Origin of the sequence: Paenibacillus sp. FSL K6-3182, from assembly GCF_037976325.1 — a bacterium.
Taxonomy (GTDB): Bacteria; Bacillota; Bacilli; order Paenibacillales; family Paenibacillaceae; genus Pristimantibacillus.
In genome coordinates this window covers 1,571,326-1,593,488 of sequence record NZ_CP150265.1, presented here as the reverse complement: position 1 = coordinate 1,593,488, position 22,163 = coordinate 1,571,326, and the positions used below count along the sequence as shown (strand labels likewise).

Sequence of the window (22,163 nt, the reverse complement as noted above, 5' to 3'; positions counted from 1 at the left end):
TCAAATTAAACCCATTCGTATTATTCAAGCACCGCAGGTACTTTAAATTGTCCATCTTCTTCATCAGGCGCATTCAGCAAAACCTTCTCGATCGGCAGCGACGGGCGTTTCTCATCCGCGCGCGTTACATTCGTTATAGGGAGCACATGGCTGGTTGGCTCAACATTTTCCGTGTCCAAGCCTTCTAGCTTTTCCGCATATTTCAAAATCGCATTGAGCTGCTCCGTAAACTGATCCTTCTCCGAATCGGATAGCTCTAACCGCGCAAGTCTTGCTACATGGTCTACATCCTTAGGTGAAATGCTCATCAGGTATTCTTCCTTTCCTATTCCTGTAATCATTCTTCCTATTATATCGCACATACAGGGAGAACATCAATGTAAACGGCAAATCACTTCTTAATTTCCACATAAAAGGAACTGGATCTAAAGCAGAAGAGTTGGGCGTAAAAGCAATCGTTTATCAAACAAACAAAAGCAGCCCACTCTCACAACTTAAGCTGTTGTGAGGCAGGCTGCTTTTTAGTTTTAGAGAATCAGGTTCTTACTGAAATGCTCTAGATGACCGTTAGCATTATTGCTCTTTAATCTCATGGTCGATGCTCGCAGTCTGAATATCTTCATACGCCCAGTGCTTCTGCGAAACGTCACTCCATTGTTGATCTGCTCCTGCTAGAGGAGATCTGCCCTGCTGTCTATTGAATATGACAACAGCCTCTGCTCTCGTAAGAACGCGGTTTGGCGCAAATGTACCATCCTTATATCCGTTGAAAATTCCTGCTGCAGTCCCCTGATCAATGGCCGTTTGTGCCCAGTGCCCATTAATGTCAGAGAAACTTTTGCCGCCGGTTTCAATATGCTCCATCAATCGATTAATAATAACAGCCATTTCCGCACGAGTGATCGTCTGATTTGGTTTGAAGCTGCCATCTGGATAACCAACCATTAAACCCAATTCGGTTATAATTGCAATGTATTTTGCAGCCCAATGCTCAGCATCAACGCCCGTGCTGCTCACGGAAGATAATTCAGCTTCCTTGCCCAGTATGCGAACAAGTATCGCTGCCATTTCAGCACGTGTAATCCCCTTCTCTGGTTTAAAGCTTCCGTCCTGATGACCAATAATATAAGCTTTGACTTCTTTGTGTTCTGGAACTTCAACCGGATCAGGCTTATCAGGCTTTGGAGTCACGTTGCCGCCCGAGTTGTTGCCTGAATAACTGGATCTCGTTGGATCCAACGGATAATAATCATCCTTATCGTTGATTCCATCTTTGTCGGTGTCAGGATCTTTTGGATTCGTTCCAATTGCTTTTTCTTGCTCATCCGTCAGACCGTCGTTGTCGTCGTCTGGATCAGTCGAATCTGGAATGCCATCTCCGTCTGTGTCCAGCTCACCGTTTACTGTACCCGGCTTAGCTGCATCCGTTGGGAATGGATCATCTTTATCATTGATTCCATCCTTGTCGGTGTCTGGATCTTTTGGATTTGTACCTAGTTTAATTTCTTGCTCATCCGTCAAACCGTCGTTATCGTCGTCTGGATCAGTCGAATCTGGAATACCATCTCCGTCTGTGTCCAGCTCACCGTTTACTGTACCCGGCTTAGCTGCATCCGTTGGGAATGGATCATCTTTATCATTGATTCCATCCTTGTCGGTGTCTGGATCTTTTGGATTTGTACCTAGTTTAATTTCTTGCTCATCCGTCAAACCGTCGTTATCGTCGTCTGGATCAGTCGAATCTGGAATGCCGTCTCCGTCTGTGTCAAGCTCACCGTTTACTGTTCCCGGCTTAGACGCATCCGTTGGGAATGGATCGTCCTTATCGTTGATTCCATCCTTGTCGGTGTCTGGATCTTTTGGATTTGTACCTAGTTTAATTTCTTGCTCGTCCGTCAGACCGTCGTTGTCATCGTCTGGATCAGTCGAATCTGGAATGCCATCTCCGTCTGTATCCAGTTCACCGTTTACTGTCCCTGGCTTAGACGCATCCGTTGGGAATGGATCGTCCTTATCATTGATTCCATCCTTATCAGTATCAGGATCTTTTGGATTTGTACCTATTTTCGCTTCTTGCTCATCCGATAAACCGTCGTTGTCATCATCTGGATCAATGGAGTCTGGAATACCATCTCCGTCTGTATCCAGTTCCAAATCTGGCTCCGTGGTAAAGGTCCATACTAATTTATCAGAAATACCCGCATAGCTGTTTCCGTCTTTATCCTTCAAAGCTCCAGCTGCAATTAGGACGTAATATTCTGTATCTGGCTCCAAATATTCGACCTTAGGCCCATTGCCAGGTTGCGGGAAGATTGGAGGATTAATCGTTACCGTATTTCCCGATATCTCGACTCCCATTTCTCCGAAATTCACTTTGTGCACAACGCTATTGTCAGATTTCTTTCTAATTTCAAAGCTCTTGCCGTTTACTCCCTGAACATTTGTGCTGAACGTCAGCTTTAGAGCCGTGCTCTGAGATACACCATTTGCCCCTCCGGCAGGTGAGTATGCTATAACCTTCAGATCATTTTTTTCTGGTGCAGCACCTGTAGTAAAATTCCAAGTTGTCTTGTCTGCAATACCTGCGTATTGTGCACTGCTGGTCGTGCTTTTCAGTGCTCCCGCTTCTATTTGAACATAGTAAGCAGTATTGTATTCCAAATAATTCCCTGGTGCATCAGGTACCATTAGGTAAGGATTTATCTTTACTTTATTACCCGATACACTTACATCGCTTATGCTGCTAATTTCAAAAGTATGAGCGATGCTGTCATCGGATTGCTTCTTGATAAAAATCTTTTTACCCGGAATCACTTGTACATTCTCGCTAAAAGTTAGCAACAAATCGGAGTTAGTAGCCACCGCTGAAGCATCATCAATAGGAGATAATGTCGTGACAGTTAGTGGCGAAACACTCTTTGCTGTCTTGAAGCTCCAGATCGTCTTTCCTGTAATCCCCTTAAATGTATTGCCAACCTTGTCCTTAAAGGCTCCATCATCAATCAGAACGTAATAGCCCGTATCGTTAGCTAAACTAGTTGACAATTTAATGGTCGCCTTAGTTCCTGCTAGTGTCAATTTTGCAGTATCGTTAGCTGCAATGGTTTCAACAACACTATCATCACTTGCTTTGCGAATGCTAATATTTTTGCCTGCCATCGCTTCCACGATCTCGCTGAAAGTGAGCTGTAAGCTCGCATCAACCGCCACATCAAGCGCATTATTCGCTGGTGTATATCCAGTAGCTGTCGGCGCTGTTGTGTCTGGTGCAGCTTCTGTTTTGAAGAACCATATCTTCCCCGGCTCACCCATATACATGACGTTTTCGTTCATCAACTGAATGAATTGGAACATGCCGTCAAAATCATTATTGTATATGTCCTGAAACGCACCTTTATCCATGAGGATATAATAATAGGTATTGTTTTTCATGTTTTTCGTTGGATTAATGGTAACTTTGTTCCCAGAAATCGTTATTTTGCTCGTATCTGATGAAGTTATTTCTTCAAGTAAAATTGGAGCACTTGGATTTGTTCCATCCGGTGTGGCTCTGCCCGGTTCAAAAATCTTTATTTTCTTGCCTGTTCCAGCCTTCACATTTTCGTTGAACGTTAATGTCATGTCCGCACTAATGGAAACATCCACAGCTGCTTTCGCGGGTACAAATGTTGTCGCCACCGGTCCGGTTGTATCTGCTGCCTTACCCGTTTTAAAATGCCATGATTCGGTATAAGTATCCTGTACTTGACCATCATGGATTTCAACATCAGCGGATAATCCAGCATAGCCGTTCCCTGCAATATCCGTAAAAGCAGATCGTTCAATCTTCACAAAATAATTCGTCTGATATTCCAGATCCGCTGCTGGATTAATCATTGCTACATTATCCAAGACTGTTACCTTTGTCGAATCACCTGCATCAATTGTTTCTACTAACGTTGAATCGCTTATTAAGATCGGATAATCAGGTCCGTTGATCATTGATAATTCCCGTGGTTTCCAAATCGTTACCTTTTTACCCGCCATTGCCTTTACTTTTTCATCAAATGTTAATTTAAGATTAGCATCCACACCAACATTTTGTGCACCCTTAACTGGAGTTAGTGCTGTCACAACAGGAGCTTGATTATCAGCTGGCTCGGATGGTTCAGACGTTTCAGCATCCAATGCAACAGCAACAGGAACCATGAAGGTTCCGACCATAAATGGACCTCCACTGAGTTCAATGGTCTTGTCGACCTTGTTCGTTGCTGTATTAATTACACTCATATTGCTCGAGCCATAATTGATCGTGTACGCTTGAAGACCATCTTTGGAAACGCCGATGACGTAAGGGTTAGCATCAACATTTATGGTAGCATCCACTTTAAGGGTTGCCGCATTGATTACTGACACAGAGTCATTATAGCCATGTGCTGCAAATACCTTACTGCCATCAGGACTAACTTCTGTTGCAGTTGTCATGCTGCCAACCGGTATATCCGCTTCGTGTGTTTTTGAACTCGTATCAATTATATTTACGAAATTAGTTACTAAGTTAGCCACATAAATCTTTGTACCCGAGGGATTAACCGAGAGTCCGTAAAGTTCCCCCTCAATGGTAATTTCCTTCACAACTGTTTCGCTTATTATATCAATAATCGTGAGTTTTCCGGTTCTACTAGTAACATAAAGATCATTCCCAACCAATGCCATCGCAATAGGCGTAGCTACGGATATTTTTTTCTCCTCAACCAGTGAGGCTGTATTTATAACTGAAATCGAGCTTCCTGAGTCATTTGCCACATAGGCTTTACTTCCATCCTTATTAAAGGCAACGCCATGAGGCTGAACTCCAACCGGTATGGTCGCGATTACCTCATCCTTCGCCGGATCAATAACCGAGACCGTATTGCTTGCTCTGTTGGTTATGAACACCTGCTTCTGATTGGGGTTGATCGCAGCGCTGTTCGGTTGATTTCCTACCGTGATTTTAGCCTTTTCTACAGTCAGATCCGATAGATTAACAACATCGACAGTACCATTGTTAAAGCTTGTAATATACGCTTTTTTAAATACAGAAACTTCTCCAGCTCCAGCCGCCTTTACCTTTCTCCCATCCTCAATAAACAATGACGAGCATAGGTTGACCATCAGCGCGAATAGAATCATACTGATTATCTTCTTGGACCTTACTAAACTAAGCATATTTTTGACCTCTCTCCCACCGTGTGATTGGCTATTACCATGTTTGGAAGAATCTTATCAATTAGAACTCAACAAAATCTCACAATTCGTCACAACATGTCGAAAAAACAAAAAAGAACAGAGGACATTCCTCTGCTCTAATGGTTTATAACTATATTTTTAATGAATCTAGAACGTAGATAACCTGCTCTTCATATCCAAAGACGGCTCTATTCCAAGCTCTTCGCGGCTGGCCCTCTCATATTTCGAATATAGTCGAAGCATCTTCTCTCTGTTCCCTTGTCTCTCATAAATATCGATCATAAGCTGATTCATCTCTTCATGAAGCGGATAAACAGTCAAATATTTGTCGAGGCGATGCTCCGCTTGATTCCAGTCATTCGATAATAAATCATCTTCGACTAGCTTTTTGGTCATCGTGGAGTATTGTTTAAAATAAGCTTCCTCCAGTGGTATTTTCCATAGATAGGTTTTCCCATCCAACAGCGGCCCTTGATACAGCGCACATAAATACTCCATTTGCTCCCTATCCAGCTTCCCCTCGGCAAAAGAGACATTTGAGCGTTGGAACGCTAGCGCATCATACATTTGGTTTCCTGTTTCCATCATATAACCATCATTCATTTTACGAATGCTCATGCCGAGTTCATTTTCTTTCAATATTTTCTTCATAAGATAAATTGTATTGTATAAATTGGAAGAGCTTCTCTCCTCCGGCATATCCGGCCACAACAAATCCATTACCTGCCATTTGCTAATATTGCGTCCCGAATGACACAGAAAATAGGCAAACAGCTCCTCCGCCCTGCGTGTCCGAAAATGTACAGGAACCCCTTCCGAATTGCGAACCTCGAACCCACCAAAACATTGGATCATAGATAAATCCTTTTGAGGGATGACCATTGTAGTTACGCGCTGCCGATTAACTAAACGTTCTGTCACCCGTTCAATTGTTGAAGGTGTTACTGGCTTTAAAATATAATCAATCGCTTCTACTCCAAACGCGTCCAGAGCATAGTTCTTGTAAGCTGTTGTAAAAACAATCTCTGTCTGTATCGTTAACGCCCGTACTTTCCGTGCAAGCTCAAGCCCATTCATCTTAGGCATCTCCACATCTATGAAAGCTACGTCGGGCTTAATGTCTTCCATCTTCTCTAGCGCTTCAATAGGATTAGTGAAAGCTCCCACAATGGTGTAATTAGTATTCCGTCCTAAAATAACCTTCATCAATTCCAATATCGGCTTCTCATCTTCTATAATGACAGCCCGAAACATAATCTTCCCCCCTTTAATCCTTCATCCAAAATATCGTCCAAGTGTTGCGTCATGATTATTCACCCTACGATACCATAAGGCAAATACATCGTTATCTTTGTTCCGCTCCCTTGCTCTGAATGAACGGTGAATGCAGCACCAGAAATGGCCTCTAGCCGCTTTCGAATATTAGCGATAGCAATGCCCCCATCCCGCTTCTCTACGCTCGTTATTTGACTAAGCAGAATATCCGACATTCCAACACCATCGTCCTCAACGGTTACTTGTATATAGCCATGTCCTTCATTAATCTTTAATGAAACAGTGCCCTCTCCCTCTTTATCAAACAACCCGTGACGGATCGCATTCTCAACAAAGGGCTGTATGCATAAAGAAGGAATCTCTACATCTTGAAGACCTTCATCTACATGAGAGATAAAAGTAAACCGCTCTCCAAACCTAGCCTTTTCGATCTCAACATAGGCATGAATCAATTCAAGCTCACGGTCTAGAGGAACGACTAAATTAGATCGATCCGTATCCAAAATGTAGCGAATATATTGACTAAGCATCGACAATAAATAGGCTGCTTTTTCTCCATCTGTATAACAGAAGGAAATAACGCTGCTTAACGCGTTGAACAAAAAATGAGGCTTAATTTGAGCCTGATGAAAAGCCAGCTCATTTTGAATGGCCTCCTGAATGGAGGTTTTCATTGCAATCAATGTTTGGATTCTAGCAAGCAGTGTCTCACCATCAAATGGCTTCGTTATATAGTCATTAGCACCTGCCCTGAAACCTAACGCAATATCTGCAGGTGTGTCCTTAACAGTCGCGAAGAGAATGGGCAAATCTAGAATAGAATAGCGGCCTCGCAGTGTACGGCATAGTTCAATACCAGAAGTACCCGGCATCATGACATCTAAAATAACAAGGTCCACACGAGGATGCTCGTCCATCTTGAACATCGCTTCTTTAGCCGAAAATGCTGTAATCACATTGTATCGATGCTGCTTTAATATATGCAATAAGCTATAAATATTGGAGGCCTCGTCATCCACTATTAAAATGGTATGATCATGATAGCCTATAACGTCGAGCGAGGCGTGATCAGCTGTCACTCGCTGCACCATTTCGTTTTCTGAGGATGCCGAAGCTTCCCGATAGCCTTGAATGTCTAAAGCCCTGGGCAGTGTAAAGAGCATACGAGTTCCTTCACCGATCTCGGACCAATCCACTCGAATTTCGCCGTCCATTCGCTCAACCAGCTTGCGGCTAATGTACAGACCAACGCCCATTCCCATATAACCATCCGTCGGAAGTGTTTCTTCCAGCTGCTCAAAATATTCAAAAACCTTCAAAAATTTATTGCTCGGAATCCCTTTTCCCGTATCCTCAACAGTGATAGCTACCCTATTGTCCAACAACCTCGAATTAACCCTTATCCAGCCGTTCTCTGTATGCCTGATTGCGTTATAAATGAGATTATAGAGCACCTGTCTAAGTCTGCTTTCATCTGCAACTACCCAAATATCCACTTCCACCTGATTGTCTAATCGCACCGACTTCCCAGCTAGCTCGAATTGCAGTACATCAAATACGATCTGGACGGCTACTCGCAAATCCACCACTGTCATATGCAGCCTTAATTCTCCATGCTTCAAGCGGCTTACATCAATTAAGTCATGAATTAACATAGACAGTTTAGTGGAAGTATCCTTGATCAACCAAAGATTTTGTTTTTGCTTTGGCTGCAAATTATGATCCTCATCCTCAAGCAAATGAGCTGTCATGTTCATAATACCGTGCAAAGGTGTTTTGATCTCATGAGAGGTACTCATCAAAAACTCATCCTTCAGTTGATTGGAAACGAGCAATTGACGGGAGAGTATTTCAGTTTTCTCATAGGCATTCGAAAATCTTACAGCGAGCAAAATATTTATAATGACAATAAATCCGATAATACCGAATGTTCCCACTAAATTAGTGTCTACGGCATTCGTCGAGTAAAGACCATCGTATAGGAGAAAAACCATCAAAGAAACGCCGCTCCCAATGAACAGAAGCCATTCTTTCCCTTCAGACGAAGTACTCTCACTGCGTATGTAAAATACAGCCATTTTCAAAATGATATACGACACCAACAGCCCTAAATAATATAAAGTTAAACCTTTTACATTTATGTGAATGCTGTACGGCAGCAGCAAAACAGCAGCAATATAAAGGATAAATGGCGTTTGAAACAGCTTTAAGTTTCTCGGCGACAATAACCTTGCATCAGATGAACAAAAAAATATAATAATGACCATAGCACTTAAAACTTGGCTCAAATCAAGCAGCTTATAAGTGATGTCGAATGGAATGTTAGGAAGCAGCTGTTGAAATATTTTCTCACCATTCAGTGAACGCTCTAAAGACAAGATTAGCAGGTACAATCCGCTAAGCAAGTAAGCTTTATTCCTCCGTCCAAGATAATAAAAGATAAGATGATACGCCCCGAACATACCCATAATCAAAACAAGTCCAATTCCTATACCTAGCTGTCTGCCATTCATCTTGCTAATATCGTAATCCAATCCAAAAGAAATCGAATTAACGATCCCCCCGGTGACAAACACATAATTGGATACCTGAATAACAAGCTCAACTTCCCTCGTTTCTGTTTGAAAAAAAGCGCTAGAAGGCGTATTTCCAGGTATATTCAATTTTTTGCTCGAGGATGGTTGTCCACTTTCGCTTTCCAATTTGCCATTAATAAATAACCGATGAGCCATTCGGATACTTCTTGTTTTCAGACCCAAACCTTCCTTTTCATCTTGGAGAAGAACCTTTAGTCGATATGTCCCAAAGCCTTTTCGAGCCATACCTCCTTCAGCGTTTTTCCCTGTCCAAGTAGCAGGTACAGATAAATAAGAAATTCCCGAATTGTTTTGGTGAAAATCGGCAGGCGTAAGCAGCTGTCCTTCGTAAAATTCCCATTCACCATCAAGAAAAACCGGGCCATCCTGCTCAAGGCTCCAATTAGACAAATCCAGCACTCCCCGCTTTGCTTGCGGCAAGTCTCGGTTAGATTGCGTTAATGCCTGCAGGCTGGCTGTAAATACAATTGTAATTAGTAGAAATACTGCTATTTTGATCAATCTTTTAACGCTCTCTCTGTGCAATGCAGCAGCCCCTTCCACGGTTCATAACATTTCGTCCATTTTATCACCACAAGCTCACATAAATCTCTATAATTCTAGGCACAAAAAAAAGACTGTTCCGCGGTCACCAAAGTGACTTGCAGGACAGTCCAAAGCTCAAGCTATTCTTTTAAATCCAAGCCTTTAAATTAACCTGACGAATAAAGTCCGCTGGGCTAAGCGTCTCCGTAGCCGTACTCTCTGGCTCCGCTTCCGTTTCTTCTTCGCCGTTCATAATTCGTTTAAACAATTCTTCATTATGTGTAGCAAGAGCAAAATCAATTAAAGCCTCACGTTCAATGCGGTCAACCTCATCTTGAATGAGTACCTCTTCAAGTTCTACATCTTCATCAGGAATAAGGAAATTACGATTCGCAGAGGGTACTCTGAGCACGTAATCAAATACATTATCCGCATTGCGGTCGTAAGCTATAATATAACCATGTTCCCCGATGGGCAGGTTTTGTTCATATTGGTCAGCCACAATGACGACCTTTGTGCCTAGCTGTAGCATCGTCCTCAACTCCTGTTTCTTCGCCGCTGATTCTTTCACTACTATCCTACTAAAAAATGATAGCGGTGTCCAATCAAAGAGAGTTGATAGACGGAATAATTACATTATTCAACAGCTGAACTTCTGCGAAGAACCGTTGCTGATAAGCTAATAGACGCTGCAATACATAATATCGTAATTATAATCGACCACCCGAATCGACTATTATTTTCTATACCTGATACCGCGGCTTGATAGGCAAAACCGCTTAATGCGCCTGGACTCCACCCCAGTGCCTTAGGAAACAGCCCCGTCAAAATGGATAAAATGACAGCTCCCCCTAATGCCGAGAACGCCGCAGCCGCCGGACTCCGAAGCAGCGAGCTGAAAAGGAGCGTAATCGTTGCTATAAAGGTGAGCCACAAACCGTAGATAAGCAAGCTGTTAAACACCTTATCCATTGGAGCATCGCCGATCAACAAGTCTGTATAATACCAAGAAGCAAGATATCCCGCTATAAATGAGCCCCAGGTAAGTAAAACGATAGCTGTCCATTTGGAGCAGATGTAGGATAATACTGAAATCGGCTTTACAAGAATAAGTGATGCTGAGCCGTTGATACGCTCACCAGACACCGTCCCCATACAAACGAGCACGAGAACAAGAACCCCTAGTGTGCCAAATTGCTGCAGTGTTTGTGCAAGAACCTCAGTACCGAGCGGCGTAGGAATTTCGATAACCGTTCCCTCCGGCAAACTTCCTGCCTTCTCCAATATGACCGGCATGAAATAGGTTGATACCGGCTGCATAATACCGAGCAATATAAATACTAATGGCACCCATAGAAGCTTAAAGCTTCGCATAAGTTCGAGAAGCTCCTTTTGAACCATAACCATGTATCGAGTAAAGCTTGAAGTTCCAGCTGATGGAACAGTAACTGTCTGTAAACGACTCATTTCTTTTGTACTCATGCAGTCACCACCCTCATAAATAAATCCTCCAATGATGAATGACCAATCTCCAATTTGCTTACCTTAACTTGTTCTCTCGTCAATTCTTCAAGCAAACTCCGTCTAGCTGCATCCACTTCGTTTACAGTAAATCGTGCAATTCCATTGTGCAATTGAACATCTTGAAAGAGACTAGTTTTGCTGCTATTCGTAAGGGCTGGGTGGATACGCTCTACATAAGAAGATAACCAGCGTTCTGAATTTTCATCACGTTCAATCTGAAGCTCAATGATCGGTTTGCGATGCTCATTGCGAATCTTCTCAATCGCTCCTTGCAGCGCAACTTTCCCATTCCGAATAATAATGACATCATCACACAGTTCCTCGGCATCATGCAGAACATGAGTCGAGAAAAGCACCGTCGTCTCCCGCTTCAGCTCACGCAGCAATTCAAGCACCTCTCTGCGTCCAATCGGATCAAGCGCTGAAACTGGCTCATCCATAACAAGCAGCTTAGGCTGATGGACAAGCGCTTGAGCCAGACCTAAGCGCTGCTTCATCCCTCCGGAATAGGAGCCTATTCTCCGCTTCGCAGCAGAGGAAATCCCGACACGCTCGAGCAACTCTTTGGCTCGTTTTTTGGCCTCTGCAGCGCTGAGACCGCATAATCTACCTGCATATATCACATATTCCATTCCAGTCATCCAATTATAGAACGACGGTGATTGCGGCAAGTATCCAATCAATTCACGATGATTGCCTGCTTGAGCAGATCCCATAAAATCCATTTGTCCTGCCGTCTGCTTAAGCAGCCCTGTAATCATCTTAATTGTTGTCGTTTTCCCTGCTCCGTTCGGTCCTAGAAGGGCAACACAGTGGCCTGTAGCAATCGAAAAATCGATTCCAGCTACTGCATCAACTGTACCGAACGTTTTTGTGAGTCCCTTCACCTGAAGCAATGCGCTCATCTTTCATTCCTCCTTCCAGCAATAAAGAAGGCGATCGGGCCAAAAATATTTACAAATATAATAATTAAAACCCACATCAGCTTAGGACCGCGTGTACTCTCCGCCTTAGCGCACAATACCAATGCAATCACCATTAAGATCAATTGAATAACGATTATTGGTGCAATGATAGGTAATATATCCGATAATTCGATTTGATTATTCATTATAAAGCCCCCCTAGTTCGATTTAAAAATGATCAAGCTATTCTTTTCCTTTTCCACGGCGACGTGGAAACCATCCGCTCCGCACAAAAATAAAATAAAAGAGAAGCGGCATCGGCGCCTGAATCAAACCCCATAACCCCCAAAACCAAGGCATACTGTCCCTTTTACGAGCATCGATGAATAGCCACGTTGATTGTGCGATCAAGACAGAGATAAGCAAAATCCATCCCCAAATCGGTATGATCTTCAGCTCTTCCATGTTCGCACCTTCCTTCGACCAAACGTTATGCCAACAAAACCTATGCTTCCAACGGCAATGACCACTTGAAGCACAGCGAACCATACCAAGTTACGATCCAACATCCACATCATCATTCCAAAAATTAAACAAGCTAACAGCCAAAAAATCAAAAGATCCTTCCATAGCTTTCTTTTCATTTGCTGCTTATGCGCATCCACCATGTCCTCGAATCTTTGCAGCTCTGGAACATGCGGTGCATGAATAGCATCAAATCGATTTAATGTCTCTTGCAGTTGATCATCGAACCACTTCTGATCCTCTGTTTCCTCTTTAAGCTTCTTCATGCTCCGTTAGCTCCTTCCGCAGCTGCTTTAACCCATTATGCAGCCTTGATTTTACTGTCCCTACTGGGATATCCAGCATCGAGGAGATTTCCTCTTGTGAGTAGCCGTAATAATATTTTAACAATACCGGTATTCGAGTATCGCTATTCAGATCACCTAATGCTTGAAGCGCCTCGGGCCATTCATCTCCTCGCTGCAAAGTATTGTAGCGAATGGACCTGAGCGACTGCTCCTCTTGCACCCAATGCTTTTCAAGCTCGTTTCGCCGAATTCGATCAACAACGAGCCTCGATGCTATCGTTATAAGCCAAGTAGAAAATTTGGCTTTATTCTGAAAGGTCGCTATTTTTTCAATCGCTTTCAGCATCGTTTCCTGTGTGACATCCTCCGCACGTGTTTTGTTCATCGTTACTTTAAGTGCGTATTGATACAGAAATGAATAATTTTGTCGCAGCAGTTCCGAGAGCGCTCGCGAATCGCCGCGAACTGCTTGCTTAATTAGCTTCGTCTCGTCATGCACGAGCGCGCAACCTCCTCTTTTTCATTCACTTGTAGCTTAGACGGTTCACTATCACATTTCGTTCATTTGCTTTTAAATTTATTTTTTTAAAATAAAACAACTGCGGAAATACTAGCTCTTCCGCAGCTGTTGAATGGAAACCATATTCTATTGTTTGTTATGACTGCGGCTGTACCAATTCCATACAGGCTGCAAGTCCGCACGATCGAGTGATTTCACACGATATTCGTAAGGGCTGCCCAGAACCCGAACCGCTATTGCAAACAGATTTTTTTTCTGCTGCCAAATGGAGCGGCTTACTCTCATCGTTACAATTTGCGGGCGCCTAACCATATAAGTAGATCGTGATAAAAAACGATTGCGAAGCGTTAACTGGCCTTCTCCCAAATGAACCCCCGCAGCGTTATAGCAGCTTTTTCTCCACAAAATAACTAGCGGCAACAGTATTAGCGACCATAACCCATCTGCTTTAAATAATACGATCAATGCGGTACATAAAAGCAGAGTAATCAATAATTCGATTCTAACGTAATAAATGAAGGCACGTTTTGGCGCACCGATCAGCTTAGCTCTCGAAGGAATGTTCATTTGAGGAACAAATTCATCGAGTACTTTTTGAATATCGGAAAACTTCAGAAAAGGATGCAGCATAAGCTGTTCCTTTTTGTCAGATGATACGATTTGAAGCTGGATTTCCGCATAACCAATCGCCTGCCGGAGCGGTCCTTCGTTGACGATAACCGCCTGAACCTTCTTCGGGTCAAAAACAAACGATTTTTTCTCAAGTAAACCATAAGAAACTGCAATTTGCCTGCCATCTCTTTTAATGGAGAAGCCGCTATACTTCAGCACGTACAAAACAATAGACAGAAGCCATGCCAGCACAATTCCAATAACGACAACAATTACGATGAGTATGTAGCTTGGCATTAAACTAGTTGAATCTTCGACAACCGTTTCAAAAAAGTGATCCGGGAGAAGCTGATTGATAATATCATCTGCAAAAGAAAACAAACCCGCCAAAAACGCCGCTACGAGACCAAAATTAGTCGATGTCGCAGCTGCTTGAAGAAGCTGCGCAGCCGATAACGTTATCTCCGATTTTTTGGTGCTGGCCTCGACAGTCGGAGCTTGCGGTGTAAGCGGCTTATTGTTTATTTTTACAACAACCTGCTCATCAGCCTGTTCATTGACCGCGATATGTTCAGCAGCCAGATCAGTCGGTACAACGATCGACGATGCTTGTTTTCTAAGCATATACTGGATGTCATTTGCTTCTTTTATAGAGAGTGCCGGCAATATCCCATCTGCCTTCTTATTGCCGCCAGGCGTCTCGATCTTCACTTGAGCAACCCCGAGTATCCGCTGTATAAGCGGCTGTTCGACGTTAACGGAGTGGATACGTGTATAGTAGATCGTTTTCTCATCCCTGAACAGCAAGCCTTTTCGAATGATAATACGATCCTCTTCCAGCCAGAAACCGAAACGCTTCCATTCAAAAAAACTAAAGACTAATAATACGACAGATAACACGGCTGCCCCGGTATACCAGTACCAATTCAAATTAGTCCAACTGGTGCCTTTCAATACGCCGATCAAAATAACAGGAATAAAACCTTTAATCGTGTTCAGCAGTCCGAACAATATATAAATTGGATGAAGCGTACGGCGATCATTCATCCTGATCATCCACCTTAGCCAAAATTCCAATTTTACGTTTCAACTGCTCTGCTTCCGATTGCTTCAAACCACTGATTCGGTGGGTTGTAGCAGCTGTAACTATCGATACGCTAGCCAGATCATACTTCCGCATCAGAGGACCGCTCTCAAGCTCGACATGCTGTACGCGTACCATCGGAACAAGAACATTGCTCAAAAAGATAAGACCTGATTGAATTTCAAGCTCATCGTCAAATAGCTCATATGAAAATCGCGTATACTTCATTTCTGGAATAACCCAAGTGAACATAATAAAAGAGATGGCAAAAATGGATAATGCGATCCATCCTGGTATTAGCGTCCAATCCCAAATCGTTGCACAAGAAAAATAGGCGATGATTAAAGCGAGAAAAATACCGTTCGTAATTAGCTCACTAATGCGATAAACCGTAATATAATCACGATGAAGCCGATTCGTTAACTTTCGATTCATTTCTATCGTTTCCCCCTCTATTTGTTAAGGCAAAATTATGAGCTCCGCCTTGGAACGAGTCAGCGCCCTAGCGCCTTGCTCCGTAATTAAATAGCTATTCTCAATACCGACCACGCCTTCTCCCGGAAACGTGAATTTCGGTTCAACTGCGATAACCATGCCGGGCTGCAGAGGCATTTGAAAACCTTTTGCCAGTACAGGCCACTCATCGATTTCAAGCCCAATGCCATGCCCTAGAAACTTGGCTTGATCCGCACCATAACCCATAAAATGATCCGTTAGCTTAGCCGCTGCACAGCTCTCAAGCGCAGCCTCGTAAAGCCTTGCGCAAGGCGTGCCAGGAATCATAAGTTTCTCAGAATCAGCAATTACTGACTCCGACACCTTGTAGGCATGGTGAAGGGTTTCTGAAAGCTTCCCTATTACGGCTGTACGTGTCTGATCGATAACATATCCATCTACACAGCAGCCAATATCAATTAAAATAGGTTCATTGCGTTTGATGATCGATCTGCTTACGCTTTGCGGCGATGCCCCGCCAAGACCAAGTCCGCCCGCAGGTCCGTCAAAATACGATGGTACCGCTGCTGCAGCTCCCGAAATAACCATACCGGTCGTTATCTCTTGGTTATAGCCGCGCATGCGCATCAAACCAATATGTCCGCGAATGCGAAGCTCATATTCAACACGCGCCATCCATTCAAGCTCGCTGATTCCTTCCTTAAGGTCATTCAGCGCCTCGCTTAATGCTTGTGCCACTACTTCGGCAGCTGCCTCGATTCGGCTTACTTCCCATGGAGATTTAATCATTCGCAATCTCCGAATGTGAGCTGAGCCATCCATCAGCTCGCAACGTCCCGATGTGCCAAGCAGCTCCGTCAGCTTGATGTAAAGCTGCGCTGGGAGCACATCTAGATCGGCGGCTATCCGCAGCTCCTCTCCTTTGTTAAACAAATACGCATAATTCTTTGCCAGCGTTTCTCCAAAAACACGAAAAGCACCGAGCTCCTCTACCTGAATGACCGTCTCCAGCTTAGCGCGTTGAACGCTGCGACGTACATAAAAGGTAGGTTCCCCAATGCTTGGAATAAATAAATAACCCGTTTGCATAGATCCGCAAAAATAATATAGATCTACATTTTGAGTAATAAGAAAACCATTAATACTTTCTGCTTTCATAACGTCCTGCAATCGCTCTATTCGTTGTTTGATAAGCTCAGCAGGAACATCTGCTTTAATATCCATCACTTCGTTAATCAACTCCTATTTATTTCCCTCCTCTTATTACACCAATTTTCCAAATTTTCGTCAACCTGCTACCAGCTCCGCCGCCCCCTTAATATCCCATTCAATAGCATCCATCACTTGAAACGCTCGCGGATATACGATATGTATAATCAACACAACTCCTGGACGATTAAGCGTTACCTCATAATCAAAGGTTTCATTTCGATAAAGGTATGGAAAGGTTTTTTCATCATTTACGATCTCAAATACGAGCACCTCAACTCGCTCTTTCAGAAATGATTCCGGCAGCGGCATGCCTTGTTCATCCAGCCTTAAATTTTCCCGTAAATATAAAGTAGCTGCCGCTGCCGCTTCACCCGGAGATAATCGAAGCACGCCATTGCCAAGCGCCGCTGGATCAATCTGTTGTGCAGCTGCATGCGCAGCTCGATTAATCGCTCGCTTGCTTTGGAACAAGGTGCGCATCGCAAGCTCCTCTTCAACCTGAAGCAAATGAATCGATATCCAGACCGTCATCATCAACACGATAAGCAATAGCTTGTACATCGATTCATTCACCTCTTTCCCTTATGGCAAATATTCACTCATTTTCATTCCAAATGCCCGCATTCGCTCGCCTGGCAGCGGAGGTGCCAGACCAATTAATCGATCTATTTCAAATAAATCCTCATACGGGTAGCTAAGTGTCAACGAAATGCCGGTCCCTCTTACAACAGGGGCGCTAGGGTTTGAAGCTGCGACACCGCTCGTTGTGGCTAGTTTATATTCGATCTTGTCAGCCTGCATGCCAAAGCGAGCCATACGCTGCCTAGACTGCTCTTGCATTTCCTCGCTAATGTAGCCGTAGGTACCGCTCGCCCCTATTTCCAGTAAATAATCAACCTCCTGCTGCAAAACAGCTTGTCTAACAATGAGAACATGCTTATAAATGGGTGAAAACATAAGCCAGCATAAAAGCCCCGCAAACAAAACGAAAACCAATATTTGCTTCATGGGCTCATTTCCCTAATATGGCTGCTTATCGAGCTGCCTGCCCCGTCGATTTGCTTCTTCATTCCCTTATCACCATCAGCAACTGCTTGATAGCAAATAATTACGGCAACAAGCAGCAGCATTGATACAAGTATTGAGCGCAATAATGGAACACCTCCGCTCTACTTTATAAATTTATGCAGCTGAGCTTAAGGAAGCAGAGCGCCAATTTTTGTATTGGCTGCTGTTCCTTGCGATTCGATCTGACTGCTAGTTCCAGTCTTGTCCTCAGCTATGATTGAGTTAAACAAAACGATAACAACAACAAGCATCATGACTGTCATCAAAATATTACGCATGCTACCACCTCCTTTCCAAAATAAACGATTAATGATTAGCCTAGCGATTCAAACAGCTTCTGTCCTTCTCTCACCCATGGATATATAAACACTTGAAAGGTATACAAGATGGGGATTCCCGCGATGACAAACAAAAAATAAGAGGTTGATTCCTTACGGCTTTCTTTAGCCAGCTCCAGCTTCTCTTTATAATCCTCTATACGTACACGCAGCAATTCGTAATATTGCGGACTCTCATGGAGTCGAAGCGCATCAATCGTTTCTACAAAGCTCAAAGCTTCTTCCGTTCCGAGCCTTTGCTTAAACCGTTGAAGCGCGCCGCCCGCATCGTGATACCATTCAGCCAGAAGCCGTTCAAGATCGTAGCGCATCGCTCTCGTAAATGGTACACATCTTAGAAGCTTCGCATGGACATGCAGAGAGGAATCGGATAAATAAAGAAGCTGCCTGCTAATAATGAATATTTCTTTCGTAATTTGCAGGGTGCGCACCTTGCGAATAGAACGCAGCCATATTAGGTCGACATATAAAACAAGCATCACAATGAGTAAGCCTGGACCCGCATACGACATGGGGATATAGGCGTTTATACGCTCATACCATGCAGCAGCCAAAATAATCATCCCGCTTACACCAATTAATAACGATCGCCTTGCAAAAACATACCAAGCTGTATCGATGGTTACACCACAGCCTGCGAGCAGCAGCTCCCGCTCTATAAACGATTGGTGCTGTCTTGAAATAAGCAAAAGCCGCAGCCACTTATCAGGTGCTTGCCTCGTTCGCCACCCGAATACAGCGAGGTGCTTCCATCTCGATGGCCGCTCCGGCCACAACTGCAAAAGCATATAAATCGCAGCCGCGCCGCCTATGCACTGACTTATTAACAGCGCTAACCGTATTGATACTCCTGTCCATTCAGGCATTTACTGCCTCCTTTCACATCTTTTTGCGTGAAAGCCACAAACCCATAAGGAACGATGCAAAGATGAGCACCATTGCATTTAGCAGCATATCTCTTCCCATCGGGTCAACGATGTAGTAATAATAAGAGTTATCTTTGTTGTATCTGAGATTAATGCCTACAAATAAAGCTAGGAACAATATTGGCGTGAAGTTAGCTACACGAATCTCTAGCAATCGATTTCGTTCCTGCTCGCCCGCTCTTCTTGCCTTGCGCATATCGGTTAAAAGCTCTTTTAAGCTATCTGTTATAGGAGCTCCCTCAACAAGCGCCACTCGCAAAATATGAACGAAATAATCCGCCCACAAATGGCCGAGTGAAACGGAGAGCAGCCTCAGGCTCGCTTCATCATCGCCTCGAACCGATAAATTACGATACAGCTGTTCAAAAACAAGCTGCATCGGTCCAAGCAGCCTTCTCTCCTCCACCGTGCGCTGCAGGGCAACCCTGACATGCCGCTCACCTGTTACGAGATAACATTGATAAAAAAGCTCCACCGCAGGTAAAAAATCCATCTGCGTCTGCATTCTACGGTGTACCAGCAGTGCTCTTAATATTGTATAAGGGAAAAACCCTAGCAACGCGCCGAACAACAAGGTTCCTTTGACGCTTTGAAAAAATATGCCCCCAGAAGCAATCCCCGCAAGCAGCAGCAATCCTGATCCACAAGCAAAGGAAGCAGGCGTTATTTTCAATCGGAGCGTCTCGATCAGTTCATTCAAATGATCATGCAGCCAGCTATATCGTCTGAACCCTTCAGCCAGCTTCTTGCGCCAGCCGTTATTTGCCCGGTAAGCCAGCTTGCTTCTGAGCTGCTGCTCAGCCGACCACAGCTTGAACAGGTGATACAAAGCGATAAACATTAAGCAAAATAACAAACATGCCGCTGCTGCTGTGGAAAGTTTATTCATCGTTGTGCCCCCCCTGTGATTAGCCTGCTAGCCGACCTCACAGTTGGCTCCATTGGAAATCGCCAATCATTCAGTAGCTCATCAAATCTTGCCCAGTCTCGAACGATTGTCTGCCCATTCTCCCAGCATAGCTCTCCTATCCGACTAACGACTCGCCGTCCGCCCAAGTAACTCATTTCAATGCCGATTTCGGTTACATACTGTGTAATTCGTTTTGCGAGCCGTTCAGCGTTCATGCCTCTTCCATCGAGCATGCACATATCGGTTATCGCCTCTGGCACATCCTCCAGCCTGTTCGCATGAACGGTCGTCATGCTTCCGGTATGTCCACGTGTGCAAGCACGGACATAAATATTCGCATCCATGTCGCGAATTTCGGCGTGGATAATGCGCTGCGGCGATTGCCTGAGCGCGAGCTTAAAAGCTTGATCAGAGCGATGATAGGAATCCTCTTCATCCGTCATATATTCCACAACGTTTTTATTTGGAAAATCACGCCCCAGCATCATCTCAAATCGACTCTCAATCGTAATGATTCGTTCTTCATCAGGCAGCTCAGCAATTAAAGCTTTCATTAAATTGGTTTTTCCTGAGTTCGTTGGTCCAATAATGACCATATTGAATCGTGCAGCTAAGATGGCTTTAAGCAAGCTCTCTACTCGCGCATTAATCGTCTGGTATTCCTGTTTACTTAATGTCTCAAGGCTGAAGCTTCGTACCGTGTAGAATCGAATTGTTAAGGTCGGGTTTGCCGTGAAGCCAAAACCTGTCATCGTAACACGCGATCCATCTCGCAGCATCACCTCTGCCCATCGTTTACGCGGATTGATGCGGTCATTATTGTAGAGCACTAAATTTTGCTGGATGCGCTCCACCTCTCGAATGTCGTTAAAGCGGTAGCATGATGCATTTGTAACCCCATTCTTTACCGTAAAAATCCTCTCGCCAACGACTTGTATTTCCTCCAAGCCTTCCTTGTCAGCAAGCACCAGCTCCAAAACATTCAATCCTATCACTTCCGCAAATAACGCCTCTGCGAGCGATTGAAACGAATGCTGCATATTAGCTGCTCCATGTATTCGAAGCCTAATTAAACGATCCGTGATAACCGCAAGAATTTGCTCACGCTCCTGCGCATAGCCAAGCACTGCACGATTCAATGTCTCGCTGTATTGCCTGCGCTCTTCCTCGCCAAGCCCGTGCGGGGCGCTTAAATAAGTTCGAATATCATCGGCAAGCTTGCCCATTTCCTCTTGTGCGTCCGATGGTAAATAAGAACCAACTGCATCATGCTCACGTTTTTCTTTCTCTGATTGCATTTGAGCTGCGAATTGGGAAGGCGAAAATCGATTTTGCCCCGCTGTCACGAACTCGTACCATTGCGATGCGCTAACAGTTTGCGATACCAAGGCTGTACTGTAACAGAAGTGCTCATACTGCGTATATTATGCCTCTTCATCATCGCTTTGGCGGGCTCCAGCATAACCTGCTTGCCCTCCGTATCTACCTTTAGCCACTGTGCATACGTTCCACTATCCAACTGACTAAAAACTGGCTCGCTTAATTGAAGCTGGCCAAGTGCCTTTGTTCCCAGCTCTTTGCAAATATGCTTCATCTGATAACCTCCGTTTCTCCATGGACCGTTGATAATGACCGAATCGTATTGTTCAGGTGTGACTTCAAATAAAGGCGATACTTGTCCTATCCAGCGTCTTCCATCCTCTTGAAAATGCGATAATGCAGGAGTTGTAACGAGTATGCGCGAGCCCGCGCTGCGGATAGAGCAAATAGTCGCTGCGTTGTCCCAATAGGCACCCACATCCATAATGACAAATGCAAAGGTTTGTTCCGCAATCGAAAGCAAATGCTCCGCTTCTTCTGGGGTGAAATATTCGGCCTGATCTCTCATGAGATTGCCGAACAGCACCTGCAAATTCGGCTGACCTGGCACTGAATATACAGCCCTGCGAAGCTTATCCGGCGTCAACGTATAGGAACGAAGCTCTGGACGAAGCTTATCCAGCGTTACAAGCGGCTCGTCTACACCGATATACCGATGAATCTTCGCACTTTTGAGATTAAGGCATAAGTAGCCGATTGGCTTGCCGCATGCTTCCGCCATACGATATGCGGTTGCAAACGCCGCGGTTGTCGTTCCGATATTGGGAGTCGTGCCAATAAATACTGCAAGAGGCGCTGGCGTTCCATTCAC

At 44.2% G+C, this 22,163-nt stretch carries 22 protein-coding genes; all 22 read right to left on the bottom strand.

Annotated elements, in window-relative coordinates; all coding sequences use genetic code 11:
* Positions 1-20: 20 nt before the first annotated feature.
* The 22 genes from gatC to MHH56_RS06685 all read right to left on the bottom strand — a co-directional run bounded on the left by gatC (position 21) and on the right by MHH56_RS06685 (position 22,163).
* On the bottom strand, positions 21-308 hold the full coding sequence (gene gatC / locus MHH56_RS06790) for an Asp-tRNA(Asn)/Glu-tRNA(Gln) amidotransferase subunit GatC (protein WP_076271888.1): 288 nt from the start codon (positions 306-308) through the stop codon (positions 21-23).
* Between the two features lie 265 nt (positions 309-573).
* A complete protein-coding gene (locus tag MHH56_RS06785) occupies positions 574-5,187 on the bottom strand; it encodes an Ig-like domain-containing protein (RefSeq protein ID WP_339207442.1) in 4,614 nt (1,537 codons plus the stop codon).
* A gap of 168 nt (positions 5,188-5,355) precedes the next feature.
* On the bottom strand, positions 5,356-6,462 hold the full coding sequence (locus tag MHH56_RS06780; RefSeq protein WP_339207441.1) for a response regulator: 1,107 nt from the start codon (positions 6,460-6,462) through the stop codon (positions 5,356-5,358).
* 59 nt (positions 6,463-6,521) lie between these two features.
* On the bottom strand, positions 6,522-9,581 hold the full coding sequence (locus tag MHH56_RS06775) for an ATP-binding protein (protein ID WP_339207440.1): 3,060 nt from the start codon (positions 9,579-9,581) through the stop codon (positions 6,522-6,524).
* Positions 9,582-9,753: 172 nt separating this feature from the next.
* A complete protein-coding gene (locus tag MHH56_RS06770) occupies positions 9,754-10,137 on the bottom strand; it encodes an ATPase (RefSeq protein ID WP_339207439.1) in 384 nt (127 codons plus the stop codon).
* 104 nt (positions 10,138-10,241) lie between these two features.
* Positions 10,242-11,087, bottom strand: coding sequence for an ABC transporter permease subunit (locus tag MHH56_RS06765; RefSeq protein ID WP_339207438.1), 846 nt, complete (start codon positions 11,085-11,087; stop codon positions 10,242-10,244).
* Positions 11,084-12,034, bottom strand: a complete 951-nt coding sequence (locus MHH56_RS06760; protein WP_339207437.1) for an ABC transporter ATP-binding protein — start codon at positions 12,032-12,034, stop codon at positions 11,084-11,086. The genes MHH56_RS06765 and MHH56_RS06760 overlap by 4 nt, the downstream gene beginning before the upstream one ends.
* A complete protein-coding gene (locus tag MHH56_RS06755; RefSeq protein WP_339207436.1) occupies positions 12,031-12,240 on the bottom strand; it encodes a PLD nuclease N-terminal domain-containing protein in 210 nt (69 codons plus the stop codon). The genes MHH56_RS06760 and MHH56_RS06755 overlap by 4 nt, the downstream gene beginning before the upstream one ends.
* 37 nt (positions 12,241-12,277) lie before the next feature.
* A complete protein-coding gene (locus MHH56_RS06750) occupies positions 12,278-12,499 on the bottom strand; it encodes a sigmaY antisigma factor component (RefSeq protein WP_339207435.1) in 222 nt (73 codons plus the stop codon).
* Complete coding sequence (locus MHH56_RS06745) at positions 12,487-12,825, bottom strand: YxlC family protein (protein WP_339207434.1); 339 nt, start codon at positions 12,823-12,825, stop codon at positions 12,487-12,489. The genes MHH56_RS06750 and MHH56_RS06745 overlap by 13 nt, the downstream gene beginning before the upstream one ends.
* Positions 12,812-13,345, bottom strand: coding sequence for an RNA polymerase sigma factor SigY (gene sigY, locus MHH56_RS06740; protein WP_076271743.1), 534 nt, complete (start codon positions 13,343-13,345; stop codon positions 12,812-12,814). The genes MHH56_RS06745 and sigY overlap by 14 nt, the downstream gene beginning before the upstream one ends.
* Before the next feature lie 147 nt (positions 13,346-13,492).
* Positions 13,493-15,025 (bottom strand): PH domain-containing protein, encoded by a 1,533-nt coding sequence (locus tag MHH56_RS06735; protein WP_339207433.1) that lies wholly within the window; start codon positions 15,023-15,025, stop codon positions 13,493-13,495.
* The gene (locus MHH56_RS06730) at positions 15,018-15,497 is read right to left on the bottom strand and encodes a PH domain-containing protein (protein WP_339207432.1); all 480 of its coding nucleotides are present in this window, start codon (positions 15,495-15,497) and stop codon (positions 15,018-15,020) included. Before MHH56_RS06730 ends, MHH56_RS06735 begins: the two co-directional genes overlap by 8 nt.
* 24 nt (positions 15,498-15,521) lie before the next feature.
* Positions 15,522-16,742 carry a Xaa-Pro peptidase family protein gene (locus MHH56_RS06725; RefSeq protein ID WP_339209524.1) on the bottom strand — a complete coding sequence of 407 codons (1,221 nt, stop codon included), beginning with the start codon at positions 16,740-16,742 and terminating at the stop codon, positions 15,522-15,524.
* A 63-nt stretch (positions 16,743-16,805) separates the two neighbouring features.
* On the bottom strand, positions 16,806-17,303 hold the full coding sequence (locus MHH56_RS06720) for a hypothetical protein (protein ID WP_339207431.1): 498 nt from the start codon (positions 17,301-17,303) through the stop codon (positions 16,806-16,808).
* Between the two features lie 9 nt (positions 17,304-17,312).
* On the bottom strand, positions 17,313-17,738 hold the full coding sequence (locus MHH56_RS06715) for a hypothetical protein (protein WP_339207430.1): 426 nt from the start codon (positions 17,736-17,738) through the stop codon (positions 17,313-17,315).
* Positions 17,735-17,881, bottom strand: a complete 147-nt coding sequence (locus MHH56_RS06710; RefSeq protein WP_179089949.1) for a hypothetical protein — start codon at positions 17,879-17,881, stop codon at positions 17,735-17,737. Before MHH56_RS06710 ends, MHH56_RS06715 begins: the two co-directional genes overlap by 4 nt.
* 45 nt (positions 17,882-17,926) lie before the next feature.
* Positions 17,927-18,076, bottom strand: a complete 150-nt coding sequence (locus MHH56_RS06705) for a hypothetical protein (protein ID WP_179089950.1) — start codon at positions 18,074-18,076, stop codon at positions 17,927-17,929.
* 35 nt (positions 18,077-18,111) lie between these two features.
* Positions 18,112-19,002 carry a hypothetical protein gene (locus MHH56_RS06700; protein WP_339207429.1) on the bottom strand — a complete coding sequence of 297 codons (891 nt, stop codon included), beginning with the start codon at positions 19,000-19,002 and terminating at the stop codon, positions 18,112-18,114.
* Positions 19,003-19,015: 13 nt separating this feature from the next.
* Complete coding sequence (locus MHH56_RS06695) at positions 19,016-19,951, bottom strand: hypothetical protein (RefSeq protein ID WP_339207428.1); 936 nt, start codon at positions 19,949-19,951, stop codon at positions 19,016-19,018.
* Complete coding sequence (locus MHH56_RS06690; RefSeq protein ID WP_339207427.1) at positions 19,948-21,270, bottom strand: ATPase, T2SS/T4P/T4SS family; 1,323 nt, start codon at positions 21,268-21,270, stop codon at positions 19,948-19,950. Before MHH56_RS06690 ends, MHH56_RS06695 begins: the two co-directional genes overlap by 4 nt.
* 44 nt (positions 21,271-21,314) lie before the next feature.
* Positions 21,315-22,163, bottom strand: a complete 849-nt coding sequence (locus MHH56_RS06685) for a hypothetical protein (protein ID WP_339207426.1) — start codon at positions 22,161-22,163, stop codon at positions 21,315-21,317.

Excerpts from the sequence above, each read along its gene's own strand:
- gatC (WP_076271888.1), bottom strand. The coding sequence starts at position 308 with ATGAGCATTTCACCTAAGGATGTAGACCATGTAGCAAGACTTGCGCGG.
- MHH56_RS06785 (WP_339207442.1), bottom strand. The coding sequence starts at position 5,187 with ATGCTTAGTTTAGTAAGGTCCAAGAAGATAATCAGTATGATTCTATTC.
- MHH56_RS06780 (WP_339207441.1), bottom strand. The coding sequence starts at position 6,462 with ATGTTTCGGGCTGTCATTATAGAAGATGAGAAGCCGATATTGGAATTG.
- MHH56_RS06770 (WP_339207439.1), bottom strand. The coding sequence starts at position 10,137 with ATGCTACAGCTAGGCACAAAGGTCGTCATTGTGGCTGACCAATATGAA.
- MHH56_RS06765 (WP_339207438.1), bottom strand. The coding sequence starts at position 11,087 with ATGAGTACAAAAGAAATGAGTCGTTTACAGACAGTTACTGTTCCATCA.
- MHH56_RS06760 (WP_339207437.1), bottom strand. The coding sequence starts at position 12,034 with ATGAGCGCATTGCTTCAGGTGAAGGGACTCACAAAAACGTTCGGTACA.
- MHH56_RS06755 (WP_339207436.1), bottom strand. The coding sequence starts at position 12,240 with ATGAATAATCAAATCGAATTATCGGATATATTACCTATCATTGCACCA.
- MHH56_RS06750 (WP_339207435.1), bottom strand. The coding sequence starts at position 12,499 with ATGGAAGAGCTGAAGATCATACCGATTTGGGGATGGATTTTGCTTATC.
- MHH56_RS06745 (WP_339207434.1), bottom strand. The coding sequence starts at position 12,825 with ATGAAGAAGCTTAAAGAGGAAACAGAGGATCAGAAGTGGTTCGATGAT.
- MHH56_RS06735 (WP_339207433.1), bottom strand. The coding sequence starts at position 15,025 with ATGAATGATCGCCGTACGCTTCATCCAATTTATATATTGTTCGGACTG.
- MHH56_RS06730 (WP_339207432.1), bottom strand. The coding sequence starts at position 15,497 with ATGAATCGAAAGTTAACGAATCGGCTTCATCGTGATTATATTACGGTT.
- MHH56_RS06725 (WP_339209524.1), bottom strand. The coding sequence starts at position 16,742 with ATGGATATTAAAGCAGATGTTCCTGCTGAGCTTATCAAACAACGAATA.
- MHH56_RS06715 (WP_339207430.1), bottom strand. The coding sequence starts at position 17,738 with ATGAAGCAAATATTGGTTTTCGTTTTGTTTGCGGGGCTTTTATGCTGG.
- MHH56_RS06705 (WP_179089950.1), bottom strand. The coding sequence starts at position 18,076 with ATGCGTAATATTTTGATGACAGTCATGATGCTTGTTGTTGTTATCGTT.
- MHH56_RS06700 (WP_339207429.1), bottom strand. The coding sequence starts at position 19,002 with ATGCCTGAATGGACAGGAGTATCAATACGGTTAGCGCTGTTAATAAGT.
- MHH56_RS06695 (WP_339207428.1), bottom strand. The coding sequence starts at position 19,951 with ATGAATAAACTTTCCACAGCAGCAGCGGCATGTTTGTTATTTTGCTTA.
- MHH56_RS06690 (WP_339207427.1), bottom strand. The coding sequence starts at position 21,270 with ATGCAATCAGAGAAAGAAAAACGTGAGCATGATGCAGTTGGTTCTTAT.